Source organism: Bradyrhizobium sp. USDA3516, from assembly GCF_057651995.1.
Genome location: NZ_JBYGYN010000001.1, coordinates 895,891 through 915,385, shown reverse-complemented (window position 1 = coordinate 915,385; position 19,495 = coordinate 895,891). Strand labels below are relative to the sequence as shown.

General features: G+C 65.0%; 17 protein-coding genes and 2 pseudogenes. All 19 read left to right on the top strand.

What is annotated here, in order from left to right; translation table 11 throughout:
• The first annotated feature begins 2 nt into the window (after positions 1–2).
• Positions 3–980, top strand: a complete 978-nt coding sequence (locus AC24YW_RS04450) for a HEAT repeat domain-containing protein (RefSeq protein WP_487481565.1) — start codon at positions 3–5, stop codon at positions 978–980.
• Between the two features lie 114 nt (positions 981–1,094).
• The gene (locus tag AC24YW_RS04445) at positions 1,095–2,267 is read left to right on the top strand and encodes a fumarylacetoacetate hydrolase family protein (RefSeq protein ID WP_487481564.1); all 1,173 of its coding nucleotides are present in this window, start codon (positions 1,095–1,097) and stop codon (positions 2,265–2,267) included.
• 484 nt (positions 2,268–2,751) lie between these two features.
• Positions 2,752–2,892: pseudogene (locus AC24YW_RS04440) on the top strand (sugar ABC transporter substrate-binding protein); the annotation flags it as partial.
• A gap of 2 nt (positions 2,893–2,894) precedes the next feature.
• Positions 2,895–3,050: a hypothetical protein gene (locus tag AC24YW_RS04435; protein ID WP_487481865.1), complete on the top strand. Its 156-nt coding sequence runs from the start codon at positions 2,895–2,897 to the stop codon at positions 3,048–3,050.
• Positions 3,047–3,823, top strand: coding sequence for a FadR/GntR family transcriptional regulator (locus AC24YW_RS04430; protein WP_487481563.1), 777 nt, complete (start codon positions 3,047–3,049; stop codon positions 3,821–3,823). The genes AC24YW_RS04435 and AC24YW_RS04430 overlap by 4 nt, the downstream gene beginning before the upstream one ends.
• Complete coding sequence (locus AC24YW_RS04425; RefSeq protein ID WP_487481562.1) at positions 3,820–4,746, top strand: Gfo/Idh/MocA family protein; 927 nt, start codon at positions 3,820–3,822, stop codon at positions 4,744–4,746. Before AC24YW_RS04430 ends, AC24YW_RS04425 begins: the two co-directional genes overlap by 4 nt.
• Positions 4,747–4,748: 2 nt before the next feature.
• A complete protein-coding gene (locus AC24YW_RS04420; RefSeq protein ID WP_487481561.1) occupies positions 4,749–5,825 on the top strand; it encodes an aldose epimerase family protein in 1,077 nt (358 codons plus the stop codon).
• Complete coding sequence (locus AC24YW_RS04415; protein ID WP_487481851.1) at positions 5,825–6,703, top strand: SMP-30/gluconolactonase/LRE family protein; 879 nt, start codon at positions 5,825–5,827, stop codon at positions 6,701–6,703. Before AC24YW_RS04420 ends, AC24YW_RS04415 begins: the two co-directional genes overlap by 1 nt.
• Before the next feature lie 71 nt (positions 6,704–6,774).
• Positions 6,775–7,845, top strand: coding sequence for a multiple monosaccharide ABC transporter substrate-binding protein (gene chvE, locus AC24YW_RS04410; RefSeq protein WP_487481560.1), 1,071 nt, complete (start codon positions 6,775–6,777; stop codon positions 7,843–7,845).
• 244 nt (positions 7,846–8,089) lie between these two features.
• Positions 8,090–9,667, top strand: coding sequence for a multiple monosaccharide ABC transporter ATP-binding protein (mmsA, locus tag AC24YW_RS04405; RefSeq protein ID WP_487481559.1), 1,578 nt, complete (start codon positions 8,090–8,092; stop codon positions 9,665–9,667).
• Complete coding sequence (gene mmsB, locus AC24YW_RS04400) at positions 9,664–10,854, top strand: multiple monosaccharide ABC transporter permease (protein ID WP_487481558.1); 1,191 nt, start codon at positions 9,664–9,666, stop codon at positions 10,852–10,854. The genes mmsA and mmsB overlap by 4 nt, the downstream gene beginning before the upstream one ends.
• Before the next feature lie 58 nt (positions 10,855–10,912).
• Positions 10,913–11,575, top strand: a complete 663-nt coding sequence (locus tag AC24YW_RS04395) for an HAD family hydrolase (RefSeq protein WP_487481557.1) — start codon at positions 10,913–10,915, stop codon at positions 11,573–11,575.
• 6 nt (positions 11,576–11,581) lie between these two features.
• A complete protein-coding gene (locus AC24YW_RS04390) occupies positions 11,582–12,532 on the top strand; it encodes a sugar-binding transcriptional regulator (RefSeq protein WP_487481556.1) in 951 nt (316 codons plus the stop codon).
• Positions 12,533–12,878: 346 nt separating this feature from the next.
• A complete protein-coding gene (locus AC24YW_RS04385; protein ID WP_487481555.1) occupies positions 12,879–14,192 on the top strand; it encodes an ABC transporter substrate-binding protein in 1,314 nt (437 codons plus the stop codon).
• A gap of 84 nt (positions 14,193–14,276) precedes the next feature.
• Positions 14,277–15,149: pseudogene (locus AC24YW_RS04380) on the top strand (carbohydrate ABC transporter permease).
• Between the two features lies 1 nt (position 15,150).
• Positions 15,151–15,981, top strand: a complete 831-nt coding sequence (locus tag AC24YW_RS04375; protein WP_404542220.1) for a carbohydrate ABC transporter permease — start codon at positions 15,151–15,153, stop codon at positions 15,979–15,981.
• 14 nt (positions 15,982–15,995) lie between these two features.
• On the top strand, positions 15,996–17,003 hold the full coding sequence (locus AC24YW_RS04370) for an ABC transporter ATP-binding protein (RefSeq protein ID WP_036005503.1): 1,008 nt from the start codon (positions 15,996–15,998) through the stop codon (positions 17,001–17,003).
• Positions 17,004–17,034: 31 nt separating this feature from the next.
• Positions 17,035–17,808 carry an SDR family NAD(P)-dependent oxidoreductase gene (locus AC24YW_RS04365; RefSeq protein ID WP_487481554.1) on the top strand — a complete coding sequence of 258 codons (774 nt, stop codon included), beginning with the start codon at positions 17,035–17,037 and terminating at the stop codon, positions 17,806–17,808.
• A 40-nt stretch (positions 17,809–17,848) separates the two neighbouring features.
• Positions 17,849–19,495 (top strand): FGGY-family carbohydrate kinase, encoded by a 1,647-nt coding sequence (locus AC24YW_RS04360; protein WP_487481553.1) that lies wholly within the window; start codon positions 17,849–17,851, stop codon positions 19,493–19,495.

The following is a 19,495-nucleotide window of genomic DNA, read 5'->3' as shown; positions in this document are numbered from 1 at the left end:
TCATGTCGAGCCCGTTCGAATCCTACGACGATCTCGAAGACGCCGACGAGCGGCTGCAAGCGGCCGATCCCGCCGAACGCCGCGTCGCCATCATCGCACTCGGCCATTCCGGCGATCCCGCCGCGGTCGCACATCTCGCCAAAATGGTCGCCGATCCCGATGCCGGCGTGCGCCAGCAGGTCGCGATGGCGCTCGGCGAGTTCGACGGGCCGGAGGCAGCAAGCGCGCTGGTGAAGCTGTTGGTCGATCCCGAGAGAATCGTCGCGGCGGCCGCGGCCGACAGCATGGCTGAATTCAAGGATCCCGCGTGCGCCGACGCGATCCTGCCGCTGGTCAGGCACACCCACGCTTTCGTCCGCATGGGCGCTCTGCGCGCGCTGAAGGAACTGCGCCGCAGGGATACACTCAAGCCCGCGCTGGAAGCGCTCCAGGACGCTGACGCCGCCGTGCGTGTACAGGCGATCGGCGTGATCGGCTTCCTCAAGCTGGAGGAATCCATTCCGGCGCTGACCGCGCTGATCAACGATCCCGATGCCCATGTGCGCCGCGCCGCCGTTAGCGCATTGGCCTTTTCGCAGATGAAGCCGGCGGCGGAGACCATCACCCGCGCGCTGAAGGACGCCGACTGGATGGTCCGCGAGATGGCAGCGGAGACGCTGGGTCTCAACGTGAATGGTGCAATCGCGGCTGATCAGCTCGTCGCTTGCCTCGCGGATGAGTACTGGCAGGTGCGGCTGAAGGCGATCCGCAGCCTCGGCAAGATGAAGATCGAACGTGCGGTGCGGCCGATCGGCAATTGCGTCAATCACGACCAGGCGAATTTGCGCAAAGAGGCCGCCGCCGCGCTAGGCGAGATCGGCCATCCCGACGGCGAGGCATTCCTGGCCGTGATCGCCGACGATCCTGATCCTGATGTCCGCAAAAATGCGCGCTGGGCACTGCACCAGATTGCGGCGCGAAAGGCGCGGGCAGGGGCATAATTGCACGGCGCGCCGCCGCTCTGGACTTCCAGCGCCAGACGTTTATTGGTCTTCGCTAACGGGAACGGCCGCTGCGAATGCAGCCGGTCCTTAGAAACAGCGAGGACGCCGGCCATGACGACATTGACTGTGAAGGACCTTCTCCCCGAGGATGGCACGAAGGGGACACTGGTCGGCCGCGTCTGGCTGCCGCAGGTCAACGGTCCGGCCGTCGTCGCCGTGCGCGGTGACGGCGTGTTCGACGTCACCGCGACGTTTCCGACCATCAGCGCGCTCTGCGAGGCGGACGATCCCGCCAAGGCGCTTGCCGCAACAAAGGGCGAGCGCATCGGTGACCTCGAGGCGATCGTGGCCAACACCCCGCCGGACGGGCGCGATCCCCAAAAACCCTGGCTGCTCGCGCCCGTCGATCTCCAGACGCTGAAAGCCGCCGGCGTCACCTTCGCGATCTCGATGCTGGAACGCGTCATCGAAGAGCGCGCCAAGGGCAATCCTGCCTCGGCCGAAGCGATCCGGAAAGAAGTGACGCGTCTGATCGGTGACGATCTGTCAAAGCTCAAGCCGGGCTCGGATCAGGCGATGCACCTGAAGCAGGTGCTGATCGATCAGAACGCCTGGAGCCAATATCTCGAGGTCGGCATCGGTCCGGATGCCGAGATCTTCACCAAGGCGCCCACCTTGTCGTCGGTCGGCACCGGCATGGACGCCGGCCTGCATCCGAAATCGACCTGGAACAACCCGGAGCCCGAGCTCGTGCTGTTCGTGTCGAGCCGCGGCAAGATCGTCGGCGGCGCGCTCGGCAACGACGTGAACCTGCGCGACTTCGAGGGCCGCTCGGCGCTGCTGTTGTCGAAGGCCAAGGACAACAACGCGTCCTGCTCGATCGGCCCGCTGCTGCGCCTCTTCGATGACAGCTTCACGCTCGACGACGCGCGCAGGCTCGACATCAGCCTGAACGTCACGGGTGCGGACGGCTTCGTTCTCGACGGCCATTCCTCCATCAGCAAGATCAGCCGCGATCCCACCGATCTGGTCGCGCAGACCATCGGCAAGGTGCATCAATATCCCGACGGCTTCGTGCTGTTCCTCGGCACCATGTTCGCTCCCGTGAAGGATCGCGATGCGCCGGGGCAGGGATTCACCCACAAGCGCGACGACATCGTCACCATCGCAGCGCCTCAGCTCGGCAAGCTCGTCAACCGCATGCGCACCAGCGACGAGTGCGAGCCCTGGACGTTCGGCATCGGCGCGCTGATGAAGAACCTGGCGCAGCGGAAGCTGATCTAGCTCGGGCCTCCTTCGCCTCTCCCCCGCGCGGGGAGAGGCCTGATCGCATCGGGATGCAATCAGGGTGAGGGGGACTCTCCACCAGTCAATCTGCTTGAGGAACGCAGAGCTCCATCCACATCGTCATTGCGAGCGTAGCGAAGCAATCCGGCGTCTTTACGCGGAGGGTTCTGTGCTTCGCTACGCTCGCTATGACAGCAGGTGAGGCTGCGAGTCCCTCTGTCCCCGTCCTCGCGGAAACTCCCTCATCTCAGCCGTCCGATAATTATTTCATCTCGTCGTTGCATCTCTGGAACAAAATCGCTCTAAGCGTGTCTTAAAATCACCCGCCGCCGCCCGTCTGGGTTTCCTCCAAATAGTCAAATAATATGACTAGTCGGAACCCGGCTTCCGTGAAATAGTGCCGCCGCCGGCGCGAAGGCCGGCCTGTGGGTGCCATGCTACCAATCAGCGCCCCGGATAAAGATCTTGGGAGACGCGCCTAATGACCCCTAAATCTCTCTGTGCGGCCAGCGCCATGGCCGCCTTGTTGCTCGCGGCGCCGGCCAGCCCCGGTCAGCTCACGATCGGCTTCTCGCAGATCGGATCGGAAACCGGCTGGCGCGCGGCCGAGACGTCCGTCTCAGCGTGAAGTCGACCTCCTGCAACGCGCGCACCGCGCCGCAGCTCTTGCTGATCCCCCGCACCTCGGGCGTGCGTCTGTTCGCCTTCATCGCTCTGCAGCAGAGCCTGGTCGCGCTCGCGCGCCGGCCGGCGGCGAGCCATGGGGGAGCGGCGTCGTGACATCGCGGATCGTCGTCATCCCGACGCGGCGGGCCCATTCCAACCATGCGGAGGTGGCGCGCTCGATCGGCGTCGACATCATCGCCGGGCGCTATGCGGAGGGCTCGCGCCTGCCGGGTGATGCTGAGATGATCGCGATGTTCGGCGTGTCGCGGCCGGTGCTGCGCGAGAGCGTCAAGACGCTGGTCGCCAAGGGCCTGCTCACCACCAAGGCGCGGGTCGGCACCGTCGTGCGCGAGCGCGGCGCCTGGAACATGTTCGACGCGGACGTGCTAGCCTGGCACCTCGACGCCGGCATCGACAAGCGCTTTCTCAACGACCTCGCCGAGATCCGTCTGGCCGTCGAGCCGCGCGCGGCGGTGCTCGCGGCAACGCAGCGGTCCGAGCAGGACATTAGCGAGCTGCGGCGCTGCATGGATCGCATGCGGCATGAAGCGTCCGACTCGGTCGGATTTGCCGATGCCGATCTCGCGCTTCATGTGGCCGTGGCGCGTGCCTCGGGCAATCTGTTCATGCGCTCGATCGGGCATGTCATCGAAGCAGCGCTGCGCGCCTCGTTCCTGCTCAGCGCTCCGGTCGAGTCAGGGGACCGCGACACCGTGCTGCTCTGGCATCAGAAGATCGTCGATGCCATCGTCGCGGGCGATGCCGATGCCGCATCCGAGGCCATGGTCTATGTCATTCACAACGGCATGCGCCGCCACGACAGCACGGCGATCGAGATCGCCGCGGCCGAGCCGCTGCCGTCGGCCGATACTGGAGAACGAGCGTGACAGACCTTCGCATCGCCATCGTCGGCTTCGGCAAGATCGCGCGGGACCAGCATGTGGGGGCGATCGCCGCCACACCGGGTGCAACGCTCGCCGCCGTGGCGAGCCGCAACGCCTCGCTGCCGGGGCTGCCGCATTTTGCGACCATCGAGGAATTGCTTCAGAAGGGGCCCCCGGTCGACGCGGTCTCGCTCTGCACGCCGCCGCAGGTGCGGCGGGCCCAGGCCGCAGCAGCCCTCGCCGCCGGCAAGCATGTCATGTTGGAGAAGCCGCCGGGCACCGGCGTTGCCGAGCTTGATCCCTTGATCGCAATGGCGGCGGGCGCGAAGCGGACATTGTTTGCGACCTGGCATTCGCGCCATGCGCCGGCGGTCGAGCCGGCCCGGCAATGGCTCACTGATCGGCACATCAAATCCGTGCACATCAGCTGGAAGGAAGACGTCCGTGTCTGGCACCCCGGGCAGGGCTGGATCTGGGAGCCGGGCGGCCTCGGCGTGTTCGATCCTGGCATCAATGCGCTCTCGATCCTGACCAGGATTCTGCCGAAGCCCGTATTCGTCACGGCGGCCGAGCTGGCCTTTCCGGCCAACTGCCAGGCGCCGATCGCGGCGAACCTGAACCTGACGGATATCAGCGGCCTGCCCGTGACCGCCGAGTTCGACTTCCGCCAGACCGGGCCGCAGAGCTGGGATATCCTCGTCGAAACCGATCAGGGCCGGCTGACACTGTCCAGCGGTGGCGCGCGCATGGCCGTCGACGGCAAGGTGCTTGCCGAAGGGCCCGATGAGGAATATCGCGGACTCTACCGACGCTTCGTCGCGCTCGCAGCGACCGGCGCAAGTGACGTCGATCTGGCGCCGCTGCGTCTCGTCGCCGACGCCTTCCTGCTCGGCAAGCGCGCGATCGTCGAACCGTTTGTGGATTGAGCATGACCGCATCAACAATCACGAAAGACGTGTTCGGGACGCTGCCCGACGGCCGCAAGGTCGAGCGCGTCGTGCTGCGCGGGAAGGGCGGCTTCGAGGCGCGCATCATCAACCACGGCGCGGTGCTGCAAGCGCTGATCGCGCCGGATGCCAACGGTGGATACGACGACGTCGTGCTCGGCCATGATGCCTTCGCCGGCTATCTCGCTGAACGCAAGTTTCTCGGCGCCACCGTCGGCCGCTATGCCAACCGAATCGCCAAGGGACAGTTTTCGCTTCAAGGCGAGACGGTGCAGCTCGCCGTCAACAACGGTCCGAATGCGCTGCACGGCGGGTTCGAGGGTTTTGATCGCAAGCTCTGGGAGATCGCGGATATAGACGATGGCGCCGAGCCCGCGGTGACGCTTACCTATGTCAGCCCGCATGGCGAGGAGAATTATCCAGGCAGGCTGGATGTCCGCGTGACCTATCGCGTCACCGGCCCGACCGAGCTGTCGCTGCTGATGGAAGCGCGAACCGACCGGCCGACCATCGTCAATTTGACCAACCACAGCTTCTTCAACCTCGAGGGTGCGACGTCAGGGATGTCCATTCTCGATCATCGCCTGATGGTCGCCGCCGATCAGTTCCTCGCCATTGATCCCACCGCCATTCCGCTGCCGGAGTTGCCGCGCAGCGTGGCCGGCACGCCGTTCGATTTCCGCAAACCTTGGCCGGTGGGCGAGCGCATCCGTGAAGGCGACCCGCAATTGCAAAACGGCAGGGGCTACGACCACACCTATTGCCTCGGACGCGACGGCAAGCTTGCGCTCGCGGCGCGGCTGGAGGCGCCGCGCTCCGGGCGCATCATGGAGCTGCTCACCGATCAGCCCGGACTTCAGGTCTATTCCGGCAATTATCTCGACGGGACGATGTCGGGCAAGGGCGGCAAGCTGATCCGGCAATCGGATGCCATGTGCCTGGAGCCGCATATCTGGCCCGACGCGCCGAACCGGCCGGACTTTCCGAGCCCGCGCCTCGATCCCGGCGGCGTCTATCGCCATCACACGGTCTATCGCTTTTCGGTGAGGTCGACATGATGGAGCAGGTGCCGACGACTGTCCTTTCAGACCATCCTTGCCATCTCGGCGAAGGTCCGACCTATGACGTGACCACCGACACGGCCTGGTGGTTCGACATTCGCGAAGGCAAGCTGTTCGAGGCGCAACTCGGCAGCGGTTCTGTCCGCAGCCACGCGCTCGGCCGGATGGCGAGCGCGCTGGGGCGTATCGACGCCGAGCGGCAGCTGATCGTCGCCGAAGACGGCCTCTACATCCGCAAGCTCGCTGATGGTGCAATGACGCTGTTCTGTCCACTCGAAGCGGACAATCCGATGACGCGCTCCAACGATTGCCGCGTGCATCAATCCGGTACGTTCTGGATCGGCACCATGGGCAAGAAAGCCGAGCCGAAGGCGGGCGCGATCTACGCGCTTCATCGCGGCAAGATCTCGACGCTGTTTCCCGGCATCAGCATTCCCAATTCGATCTGCTTCTCGCCGGACGGCGCGACCGGCTATTTCACCGATACGCCGCGCGCGGTGCTCTATGCCGTGCCGCTCAATCCCGCGACCGGCCTGCCGCGCGGCGAGCCGGAGGTGCTGCTGCGCCACAGCGGCGTCGGCGGTCTCGACGGTTCGGTGTGCGACGCCGACGGCCAGATCTGGAATGCGTGCTGGGGCGCGAGCCGGATCGACATCTACTCGCCGCAAGGCGAGCGCCTGCGTTCGCTCGGCGTGCCGGCGAAGCAGGCGAGCTGCCCCGCCTTCGTCGGACCCGACTTGTCGCGCCTGCTCGTCACCTCGGCCTGGCAGGACATGGACGCGGCGGCGCGCGCTGCCGATCCGCAAGCCGGCTGCACCTTTCTGCTCGAAGCAACCGCACGCGGACGCGCGGAACCCGACGTCAAGCTCGCATAGGAGGCCAAGCCGTACACGATCCGTCGTTCTCGACACTACGAAGAAAGTCTGACACCCAAAGGGAGTGAAACATGCTGAAACTGAAGACGACATTTCTCGCGCTGGCGCTGGCCAGTGCCGCCACGATGGCCACAGGCGTCGCTGCCTTTGCCCAGAAGGCGACGGTCGGCATCGCCATGCCGACGAAATCCTCGGCGCGCTGGATCGACGACGGCAACAACATGGTCAAGGTGCTGAAGGAGCGCGGCTACAACACCGACCTGCAATATGCCGAGGACGACATCCCGAACCAGCTCTCCCAGGTCGAGAACATGGTGACCAAGGGTGCCAAGGCGCTGGTGATCGCCGCGATCGACGGCACCACCTTGTCCGACGTGCTCAAGCAGGCGAAAGCCAAAGGCATCACCGTGATCGCCTATGACCGCCTGATCCGCGGCACGCCCAACGTCGACTATTACGCGACCTTCGACAATTTCCAGGTCGGCGTGCTCCAGGCGGAGTCGATCGTGCAAGGTCTCGGCCTGAAGGACGGCAAGGGCCCCTTCAACATCGAGCTGTTCGGCGGCTCGCCCGACGACAACAATGCCTACTTCTTCTACAACGGTGCCATGAGCGTGCTGAAGCCGTATATCGACAGCGGCAAGCTCGTGGTCGTTTCCGGCCAGATGGGCATGGACAAGGTCGCGACCCTGCGCTGGGACGGCGCCACTGCGCAGGCCCGCATGGACAACCTGCTCAGCGCCTATTACGGCAACAAGAAAGTCAACGCCGTGCTCTCGCCCTATGATGGCCTCTCGATCGGCATCATCTCCTCGCTGAAGGGCGTCGGCTACGGCAGTGCCGGCCAGCCGATGCCCATCATCTCGGGCCAGGATGCCGAGGTGCCTTCGATCAAGGCCATGCTGCGCGGCGACCAGTACTCGACCATCTTCAAGGACACCCGCGACCTCGCCAAGGTGACCGCTGACATGGTCGACGCCGCGCTCGCCGGCAAGGAGGTCACCGTCAACGACACCAAGACCTACGAGAACGGTGTCAAGACCGTGCCGTCCTATCTGCTGAAGCCGGTTGTGGTCTACAAGGACAATTGGGAGAAGACCCTGGTCGACAGCGGCTACTACAAGAAGTCGCAGTTCCAGTAAGACTCTCTCTTTTTCTCCTCTCCCCGCGTGCGGGGAGAGGGTTAGGGTGAGGGCCTCTTTCCATACGGGCAGTGGTTGGTATGCACTCCGTCCTTGCGAGCGCCGCGAAGCAATCCAGTCTGCCACCGCGGAAATAGTCTGGATTGCTTCGCGGCGCTCGCAATGACGATGTGGATGCAGCGATATCATTCAACCTCTCCCCGCACGCGGGGAGAGGCGAAGTAACGCAAGGGACACCAAAGCCATGACCGCCATGCTGGAGATGCGCAACGTCAGCAAGAGCTTTGCCGGCGTGCAGGCCTTGCGCGACGTCAACTTCTCGGTTCGCGCCGGGCAGATCCATGCGCTCGTCGGCGAGAACGGCGCCGGCAAGTCGACGCTGATGAAGGTGCTGAGCGGGGTCTATCCGCACGGCAGCTACGAGGGCACCATCATCTTCGAGGGCGAGGAGCGCCGCTTTCGCGACATCAACGATTCCGAGGCGCTGGGCATCATCATCATCCATCAGGAGCTGGCGTTGATCCCGCTGATGTCGATTGCGGAGAACATCTTCCTGTCGCATCCGCCGTCGAAGTTGGGGGTGATCGACCGCGACGAGGTCTACCGGCGCACGCGCGAGCTGCTGGCGCAGGTCGGCCTGAAGGAATCACCGGATACGCTGATCACCGATCTCGGCGTCGGCAAGCAACAGCTGGTCGAGATCGCGAAGGCGCTGTCCAAGCGGGTGCGGATGCTGATCCTGGACGAGCCGACCGCGAGCCTCAACGAGGCCGACAGCGCCGCGCTGCTCGAACGCCTGATGGCGTTCCGCGAGCAGGGCATCGGCTCGATCCTGATCTCGCACAAGCTGAACGAGGTCGCCAAGGTCGCCGACCACATCACCGTGCTGCGCGACGGCCGCACGGTGGACAGCATCGATTGCCATGCCGAGCCGATCCAGGAAGACCGCATCATCCGCAGCATGGTCAATCGCGATATGGCGCACCGTTTCCCGGAGCGCAACGTGAAGGTCGGGGAACCCGTGCTCGACGTCGAGAACTGGTCGGTCTATCACCCCATCCATCCCGAGCGGCAGGTGATCAAGAACGTCAGTTTCGGCGTCAGGCGCGGCGAGGTCGTGGGCATTGCCGGGCTGATGGGGGCAGGGCGCACCGAGTTCGCCATGAGCCTGTTCGGCCGGTCCTGGGGCACCAATATCAGCGGCACGATCCGGCTCGAGGGCCGTGAGATCGCGCTGCCGAGCGTCGCCGCCGCGATCGACGCCGGCCTTGCCTACGTCACCGAGGACCGCAAGCAGCTCGGCCTGATCCTCGCCGACGACGTCCGCAAGAACATTACGCTGGCGAGCCTCGACCAGGTCGCACCCGGCAGGGTGATCGACGATATCGCCGAGCTCAAGGTCGCCAGCGACTACCGCAACCGCATGCGCATCCGCTGCTCCGACGTCTACCAGGAGACCGGCCAGCTCTCCGGCGGCAACCAGCAGAAGGTCGTGCTCTCGAAATGGCTGATGACCGACCCCAAGGTCCTGATCCTGGACGAGCCGACCAGGGGTATCGACGTCGGTGCCAAATATGAGATTTACTGTATCATCAACGAGCTTGCGGAAGCCGGCCGCGGCGTCGTGGTGATCTCCTCGGAGATGCCCGAATTGCTCGGCATCTGCGACCGCATCTGCGTCATGAACGACGGCGCTTTCGTCGGCGAGTTCAAGGGCTCGGAGGCGACACAGGAAAAGATCATGCGCGCCATCATGCGCAACGAACGAAGCATTGGAAACGCCGCGCCCGCGGCCGCGGAGATGGGAGGATCGCAGCCATGACCGACAAGACGGTTTCGCTGCCCGAGGAGCGCCGGCACGGCAGCTTCATCAAAAACAATTTGCGCAATTACGGCATGTTGATGTCGCTGGTTGCGATCATGCTGTTCTTCCAGGTCGTGACCGGCGGAACGTTGCTGCAGCCGCTCAACCTCACGAACCTGGTGCTGCAAAACAGCTACATCGTCATCATGGCGCTGGGCATGCTGCTCGTCATCGTCACCGGCCATATCGACCTTTCGGTCGGCTCGGTCGCAGGCTTCATCGGCGCCGTGGCGGCCTTGCTGATGGTGACCTACAAGGTCGATTACACGCTCGCCTTCCTTGCTTGCCTCGCGCTCGGCGCCGCGATCGGTGCGGCGCAGGGCTATTGGGTGGCCTATTTCAAGATTCCATCCTTCATCGTGACGCTGGCCGGGATGCTGGTGTTCAAGGGCCTGGCGCTCGCGGTGTTGCAGGGCCAGTCGCTCGGGCCGTTCCCGGCGACCTTCCAGAAGCTGTCCTCAGGCTTCATCCCGGAGCTGCTGCCCGAGGCCGGTACGCTGCATCCGACCTCGATGCTCATCGGCGCGGTACTGGCGCTCGGGCTCGTCTATGCCAGTGCCAAGGGAAGGTCGCGCGAGCAGTCGCACGGCATCGAGGTCGAGCCCTATGCGTTCTTCCTCGGCAAGAGCATCTTGCTCGCCTGCGCCGTGCTCTATTTCACCTATCTGATCGCTTCGCATCGCGGCCTGCCCAACGTGCTGGTGATCATGACCGCGCTGATCGCGCTCTACGGCTTCGTCACCCGCCGCACCGTGATCGGCCGGCAGATCTACGCCGTCGGCGGCAACGCCAAGGCGGCGAGCCTGTCGGGCATCAAGACCGAGCGGCTGACCTTCCTCACCTTCGTCAACATGGGCGTGCTCGCCGCGCTCGCCGGCCTCGTCTTCGCCGCGCGGCTCAACACGGCGACCCCGAAGGCCGGCCTCGGCTTCGAGCTCGACGTCATCGCCGCCTGCTTCATCGGCGGCGCCTCGGCCTATGGCGGCGTCGGACGGGTCGGCGGTGCCGTGGTCGGCGCCATGATCATGGGCGTGATGAACAACGGCATGTCCATCCTCGGCATCGGCATCGACTATCAGCAGGTCATCAAGGGCCTGGTGCTGCTGGGTGCGGTGTGCATCGACGTGTACAATCAGCGGCGGTGAGTGGACGCTCGCGATCTGAGCTATTGCTCACGATTTGGGTATATGATCGAATGTCCGGATGGACCAGGGCCGGCGATATCCCGATCTGATCATCTTCGACTGCGATGGCGTGCTCGTCGACAGCGAGCTCTTGAGCTGCCGCTGCCTGTCCGAGGTGCTGGCTGAATTCGGCCTCGCGCTCAGCGAGGAGCAGGCGCTCGAGCTGTTTCTCGGACGCAGCACCAAGGCCGTCGAGCAGCATTATCGTGATCTCGGCCACTCGCTGACGGACGCCTTCCTGCCCCGACTGAAGTCGCGTGTGCTGGAGAATTTTGCCGCCTCGCTCGCGCCGATCCCCGGGGTGGAGGCGGCGATCTCCGGGCTGACCGTGCCGTTCTGCGTGGCTTCATCCAGCGACCTCGACCGCGTCTCGCTCTCGCTCGATGTCACCGGTCTTCGGGCACATTTCGGCGACCGGATCTACACCGCGCAGATGGTCAGGCACGGCAAGCCGGCGCCCGATCTCTTTCTTCATGCTGCCGAGAGCATGCGTACGCCGCCATCGCGCACGCTGGTGATCGAGGACAGCGTCAGCGGCGTCAAGGCGGGCAAGGCGGCCGGCATGACCGTCTGGGGATTTGTCGGCGGCGGCCATTATCGCAGCCGCGACGGCCGGGCTATATTATCCGCCGCCGGGGCCGATCGGGTCTTCGCGCATATGAACGATCTCTGGGAGGCGTGAGCCCGCATGGCCGCCGAGAACGACAAGTCGAGGCTCGACGATGCCGCGCGCGCCGGCTGGCTCTATTTCATAGCCGGCCACACCCAGGACGAGATCGCCAAGATGCTGCAGGTGTCGCGCGCCTCGGCGCAGCGGCTGGTCTCGCTGTGCCTCGCCGAGCGGCTCATCACCTTCCGGCTCGAACATCCCATCGCGGCCTGCATGGAGCTGGCGGCGCGCCTCAAGGAGCGCTTCGACCTCGTTCATTGCGAGGTGGTGCCGGCCGATCCTGCGGCGCCGCAGGCGGTGGCTGGAATTGCCGAGCGCTGCGCCAATCTGCTCGATTCCACGCTGCGTTCGGAGACGCCCGTGATCGTCGCGCTGGGCACGGGCCGGGCGGTGCGTGCCGCTGTCGAGCGCGTCACGCCGATCGAGCGGCCCAATCACCAGATCGTCTCGCTGGTCGGCAACATCTCCGCCGACGGTTCGGCGAGCTTCTACGACACCGTCGGCCGGCTCGCCGACCGCACCGGCGCGCGGCACTATCCGATGCCGCTGCCGTTCCTGATGTCGTCGGAGGACGAGCGCAACAGGATGGTGCGCATCGAGCCGATCGCCAAGGTCAAGGCGGTCGCGGCCAAAGCGGATTTGCGCCTCGTCGGCGTCGGCCAGATGGACCAGAAGGCGCAGGTGCACGTCGACGGCTTCGTCACCCGCGACGAATTGTTCGAGATGATGCGGCTCGGCGCCATCGGCGAGATCACGGGCTGGGCCTATGACGCCAAGGGCCGCCTGCTCAAGGCCGGCACCAACAAGCGCCTCACCAGCATTCCGCCGGAAGTGCCGGCGAAGGCCACGACGATCGGTGCGGCGGTGGGCGCCGCCAAGGTTCCGGCCATCGCGGCGGCACTGAATGGTGGCCTGATCAACGGGCTGATCACCGACGAAGCGACGGCAAGAGCGATTCTGGAGCGGTAGGGGCGAGCTCGCGCGGCAGTGGACACTGCGCTCCCTCTCCCGCTTGCGGGAGAGAGGGCTGGGGAGAGGGTGCCTCCGCAGTGGGACTCCCCCAGAGGAGAATGCCCCTCACCCGCATCGCATCGATCGATGCGATGCGACCTCTCTCGCAGCCGGGGAGAGGTGGAGCAGGCCGCGGCGTTCGTTCCCAACAATTGCCGTCGCTTCCGCCTGGTCCCCTCCCGCACCGCAGCACTCATAAGTTGCGCAAACACCCGCGCGCGTGCTTGACAACTGCCTTCCCCCTGTTGAACATACGCCCAACGCGTGGGCATATGCCCAAAACGCGAATTGAGGGGAGGTCACCGTGAAACACGTCCTTCGCGCCGTCTGCGGCGCGTCTTGCCTGCTGCTTGCCGTCCCGGCGATGGCCGAAACGACCCTGACGATCGCCACCGTCAACAATGGCGACATGATCCGCATGCAGGGGCTGACGAGTGAGTTCACCAAGAAGAATCCTGATATTTCGGTCAAATGGGTGACGCTGGAGGAGAACGTGCTGCGCCAGCGCGTCACCACCGATATCGCCACCAAGGGCGGCCAGTTCGACGTCCTCACCATCGGCACCTACGAGGTGCCGATCTGGGCCAAAAAGGGCTGGCTGGTGCCGCTCGCCAATCTCGGCGCCGATTACGACGTCGCCGACCTCCTGCCCAAGATCAAGGACGCGGTCTCCGCCGACGGCAAGCTCTACGCCGCGCCGTTCTACGGCGAGAGCTCGATGGTGATGTACCGCACCGATCTGTTCGAGAAGGCCGGCTTGAAGATGCCGGAAAAGCCGAGCTGGGATTTCGTGATCGACGCGGCCAAGAAGCTGACCGACAAGAGCGCCGGCACCTACGGCATCTGCCTGCGCGGCAAGGCAGGCTGGGGCGAGAACATGGCGTTCCTGTCGGCGATGGCCAATTCCTACGGCGCGCGCTGGTTCGACGAGAGGTGGCAGCCGCAGTTCAACACGCCGGAATGGAAGGCGACGCTCACCACCTACGTCAACCTGATGAAGGAAGCCGGCCCTCCCGGCGCCAGCTCCAACGGCTTCAACGAGAATCTGGCGCTGTTCAACGCCGGCAAATGCGCGATGTGGATCGACGCCACGGTCGCGGCGTCCTTCGTCACCAACCCCAAGGAGTCCAAGGTCGCCGACAAGGTCGGCTTCGCGCTCGCGCCCAACACCGGGCTCGGCAAGAACGCCAACTGGCTGTGGGCCTGGAATCTCGCGATTCCTGCCGGCTCCAAGAAGACGGAGGCCGCCGAGAAGTTCATCGCCTGGGCAACCAGCAAGGACTACACCAAGCTGGTGGCTTCGAAGGAGGGCTGGGCCAACGTGCCGCCGGGCACGCGCACCTCGCTCTACCAGAACGATGAGTACCTGAAGGTCGCGCCGTTCGCCAAACTGACGCTGGCCTCGATCGACGCCGCCGATCCCAACAAGCCGACGGTGAAGCCCGTTCCCTATGTCGGCGTGCAATACGCCGCCATCCCCGAATTCCAGGGCATCGGCACGCAGGTGGGCCAGCAATTCTCGGCGGCGCTTGCGGGATCGATGACGGTCGATGCGGCGCTCACGGCTGCGCAGTCCGCTACCGAGCGCGAGATGAAGCGCGCCGGCTACATCAAGTGAACCCGGGCTCTCCCTGAGCTCAAACTTGCGGCCATCCATCCTTGCTGGATGGCCGCCCTTCTTCCTCCGAGCGGAGCGCCAAGAATGGCAACCCGGCAGACGCAGCTTCTTGCGCGGTCGCTCCTGACCCCGGCCGTCGGGCTGCTGTTCATCTGGATGATCGTCCCGCTGGCGCTGACGATCTACTTCTCGACGCTGCATTACAGCCTGCTCGATCCCGGTTCGGAATCATTCGTCGGCCTGGAAAACTTCCGCTACTTCCTCACCGATCCTGCCTTCCTCGCCTAGCTCCAGAACACGCTGGTGCTGGTCGGCTCGGTGCTGGCGCTGACCATCCTGCTCGGCATTCCCCTGGCGCTGCTGATGGACCAACCCGTGATCGGCCGCAATTTCGTGCGGTTGATGGTGATCGCTCCGTTCTTCGTGATGCCGACGGTGAGTGCGCTCGTCTGGAAGAACCTGTTGATGCATCCGGTGTCGGGATTGTTCGCCTGGCTCGCCTCGCTGTTCGGCCTGACGCCGATCGATTGGTTCAACGACGTGCCGCTGTTTGCGGTGATCTTGATCGTGACCTGGCAATGGCTGCCGTTCGCGACCCTGATCCTGCTCACCGCGCTGCAATCGCTCGACGAAGAGCAGAAGGAAGCCGCCGAGATGGACGGTGCGAGCGCCGTCTCGACCTTCATCTACATCACGCTGCCGCACCTCGCGCGTCCCATCACGGTGGTGATCCTGATCGAGACCATCTTCCTGCTCACGGTGTTCGCCGAGATCTTCGTCACCACCGGCGGCGGGCCGGGCCTGCAAACCACCAACATCGCCTTCCTGATCTATTCGCAGGCGCTGATCCAGTTCGACGTTGGCAGCGCCTCGGCGGGCGGGCTCGTCGCGGTGGTCATCGCCAACATCGTCGCCTTCTTCCTGGTCCGCATCGTCGGCCGCAACCTGGAGGCCTGACATGGCACGGATGGCGACGACGCGGCGGGTGATGATATCGACGGCGGCGGCCTGGCTGTTCGGATTCCTGATCTTCTTCCCGATCCTGTGGATGGTGCTGGCGAGCTTCAAGACCGAGCTGGAGGCCTTCGCGATCCCGCCATCCTTCCTGTTCTTCCACTGGACCACCGAAAATTACGCGACCGTGCAGGAGCGCAGCGACTACCTGCACCACGCAATGAACTCGATCATCATCGCCGGCGGCTCGACGCTCATTGCGCTGTTGATCGCCATTCCAGCGGCCTGGTCGATGGCGTTCTCGCCGACCAAGCGCACCAAGGACATCCTGCTCTGGATGCTCTCGACCAAGATGATGCCACCGGTCGGCGTGTTGGTGCCGATCTACCTGATCTACAAGAGCCTCGGGCTGCTCGATTCCCGCATCGGCCTCGTCTTCATCCTGTGCCTCGGGAATTTGCCGATCGTCATCTGGATGCTCTTCACTTATTTCAAGGAGATCCCGCGCGACATCCTCGAAGCGGCGCGCATGGATGGTGCCACGATCGGCCGCGAGCTGGTCTACGTGCTGACGCCGATGGCGATCCCGGGGCTGGCGTCCACGCTGCTGCTCAATCTGATACTGGCTTGGAACGAGGCGTTCTGGACGCTGAACCTGTCGACCTCGAGCGCTGCGCCGCTCACCACGTTCATCGCCTCCTATTCGAGCCCCGAAGGGCTGTTCTGGGCAAAACTGTCGGCGGCGTCCACGCTGGCGATCGCGCCCATTCTCGTGCTCGGTTGGTTCAGCCAGAAGCAGCTCGTGCGCGGGCTCACCTTTGGCGCGGTGAAATAGGGGGTTGCCGGATCATGGGTCAGATCACACTTCAGGGCGTGCAGAAATCCTTCGGCCCCGTACACATCATCAAGGGAGCCGACCTCGAGATCGCCGATGGCTCCTTCGTGGTGTTCGTCGGTCCCTCCGGCTGCGGCAAGACCACGCTGCTGCGGCTGATCGCGGGGCTCGAGGACGTCAGCGGCGGCAAGATCCTGATCGACGGCAAGAACGTCGTCGATACGCCGCCCGCCAAGCGCGGGCTGTCGATGGTGTTCCAGTCCTACGCGCTCTATCCGCATATGAGCGTGCGGGGCAATATCGGCTTCGGCCTCAAGATGGCGGGCTTGCCGAAGGACGAAATCAACCGCAAGGTCGAGGCGGCCGCCGCGACGCTGAATCTCACGCCCTACCTCGACCGGAAGCCGCGCGAGCTCTCCGGCGGCCAGCGCCAGCGCGTCGCGATCGGCCGCGCCATCGTCCGCGAGCCCAAGGCATTCCTGTTCGATGAGCCGCTCTCCAACCTCGACGCCGCGCTGCGCGTGCAGATGCGCATCGAAGTGACCCGACTTCAGAAGCAGCTCGGCACCACCGCGATCTACGTCACCCACGACCAGGTCGAAGCCATGACCATGGCCGACAAGATCGTCGTGCTCAACGGCGGCAAGATCGAGCAATATGGCTCGCCGCTGGAGCTTTACGAGCGACCCGCCAATCTCTTCGTCGCCGGCTTCATCGGCTCGCCCAAGATGAATTTCGTCACCGGCGAGCCCGCTTTGCAGAAGGGGGCAGCGACGATCGGCGTCCGGCCGGAGCATCTGAAGATCGAGCGCGACGGCGGTGGCGGCTGGCAGGGCACGATTGCGGTGGCCGAGCATCTCGGCAGCGACACCTTCCTCTACGTCGATGCCGGCGCGCTCGGCATGCTGACGGCGCGCTACATCGGCGAATTGAGCCTGCATGCCGGCGACCGTGTGTCGCTGATGCCGGACCCCGCGCGCATTCACCGCTTCGACGAGAGCGGCAACGCTCTTCGGGGCTGACAAGAAACGGCAAGAAAACGGAAAGACGATCATGTATCTGGAAAAATTCAGGCTGAGCGGCAAGACCGCTTTCATCACCGGCGGCGGCCAGGGCATTGGCCTCGCCTGCGCCGAGGCGCTGGCCGAGGCCGGTGCGAAGGTCATCGTCGGCGACCGCGACGGCAAGGTCGCCGACGGCGCCAAAGCCAGCCTGAGGGCGAAGGGCTACGACATCGAGACTGCAATCATGGACGTCACCAACACGACACGCGTGGCGGAGGTGGCCAATGATCTCGTCGCCCGCCATGGCAAGGTCGACATCCTCGTCAACAATGCCGGCATCGCGCGCAGCGAGACGCCGGCCGAGACCGTCACCGACGAGCACTGGCTCAACGTCATCGACGTCAATCTCAACGGCACCTTCTGGTGCTGCCGCGAGTTCGGGAAGCACATGTTGACGGCTGGAAGCGGCGCTATCGTCAATGTCGGTTCGATGAGCGGCTTCATCGTCAACAAGCCGCAGGAGCAGTGCTTCTACAACGCCTCCAAGGCCGCCGTGCACCATCTGACCAAATCCCTGGCCGCCGAATGGGGCGCGCGCGGCATCCGCGTCAACGCGGTGGCGCCGACCTATATCGAGACGCCGCTCAACGCCTTCGTGAAGAGCAATCCGAAAATGTATGACGCCTGGATCGGTGGAACTCCGATGGCGCGCATGGGGCAGGTTGAGGAGATCGCTTCCGTCGTGCTGTTCCTCTCGTCCGAGGCCGCGAGCCTGATGACCGGCAGCATCGTGCTGGTGGATGGCGGCTACACTTGCTGGTAGGCTCACCGTCAAAACGGGCGGAAGGCGACCGGGAGAGACCATGCCGCGAGCGTATATCGGCGTCGACGTGGGGACCACGAGCACGCGGGCAGGGGTGTTTGACGAGGCCGGCACGCTGCTCGCGACGGCCCGGCATCCGATCAGGATCTGGCACGAGGCCGGCGACATCGTCGAGCAGTCGTCAGAGGACATCTGGCAGGCCTGCGCCAAATCGGTGCGCGCGGCGATGGCGGAAGCGGCGATTGTGCCGGGCAGCATCGGCGGCATCGGTTTCGACGCCACCTGTTCCCTCGTGGTGCTCGATCCGCAAGGCGAGCCGCTTACCGTCAGCGCCTCCGGCGAGGCGCAGCGCAACGTCATCGTCTGGATGGACCATCGCGCCACGGCCGAAGCGCGGCTGATCAACGAGACCGAGGATGCCGTGCTGCGCTATGTCGGCGGCTCGATCTCGCCGGAGATGGAGATGCCGAAGCTGCTGTGGCTGAAGCGGCATCTGCGCGCGAGTTTCGATGCCGCCGGTCACTTCTTCGACCTGGCCGACTATCTGACCTGGCGGGCGACCGGCGCGCTGCAGCGCTCGACCTGCACCGTCACCTGCAAGTGGAACTATCTCGCCCATGACGGCGGCGGCTGGAGCGCGCCGTTCTTCAAGCGCATCGGCCTGTCCGATTTCGTCACCGAAAAATACGCGCGCATCGGCACCGAGATCGTTGCGCCCGGTACGCGCCTCGGCGAAGGTCTCACGCCGGCAGCAGCAGTCGAGCTCGGCCTTCCTCCCGGCACCCCGGTCGGCGCCTCCCTGATCGACGCCCATGCCGGCGGCATCGGTGCGATCGGCGGCCGTGACGGGGCGGGCGGCTCGAGCGATGTCAGCGATCGTCTCGCCTACATCATGGGAACCTCGGCCTGCATCATGGCGACGACGAAGGAGCCGTGTTTCGTGCCGGGCGTTTGGGGTCCCTATTATTCCGGCATGGTGCCGGAGTTCTGGCTCAATGAAGGCGGGCAGTCCGCTGCGGGCGCTGCGATCGATCATCTCCTCAAGTCGCATCCCGGCCATGGCGAGGCGAGCGCGGCGGCGCGCGGCGAAGGCCTCGACCTCATCGATTTCCTCGAGCGCCGCATCATCGCGCGCGCCGGCGATGCCAGCCGTGCCGCGCTGCTGGCGCGCGACGTCCACGTGCTGCCGGAATTCATCGGCAACCGCTCGCCCTATGCCGACCCCGACACGCGCGCCGTGATCGCGGGCCTCGATCTCGACACCGACATCGCCTCCATGGAACGGCTGTTCGTCGCCGGTCTCTGCGGTCTTGCCTATGGGCTTGCAGAGGTCATGGAGGCTTTTACCGCGCATGGCGTGCGCTCGAACATCATGGTCATGGGCGGCGGCGCCAGCCGAAGTCCGCTGGTCCGCCAGATCATGGCGGATATCACAGGCCTCACGGTCGCGTTGCCGCAGACGAAGGAGCCGGTGCTATTGGGCGCTGCCATGCTCGGCGCCGTCGCCGGTGGCGCCTATGCCTCGATCGGCGAGACCATGGCCAAGATGTCGGCGCTAGGACGCAAGAGCGAGCCGACCGCGCCTGATATGGCCGCATTTCACGCCCGCAAGCGCGAGGTCTACAAGCTGCTGCGCGAGCTCGATCGGGACAGCCGTGCCGCGATGCGCACCGTCGCGAGAGGTTAA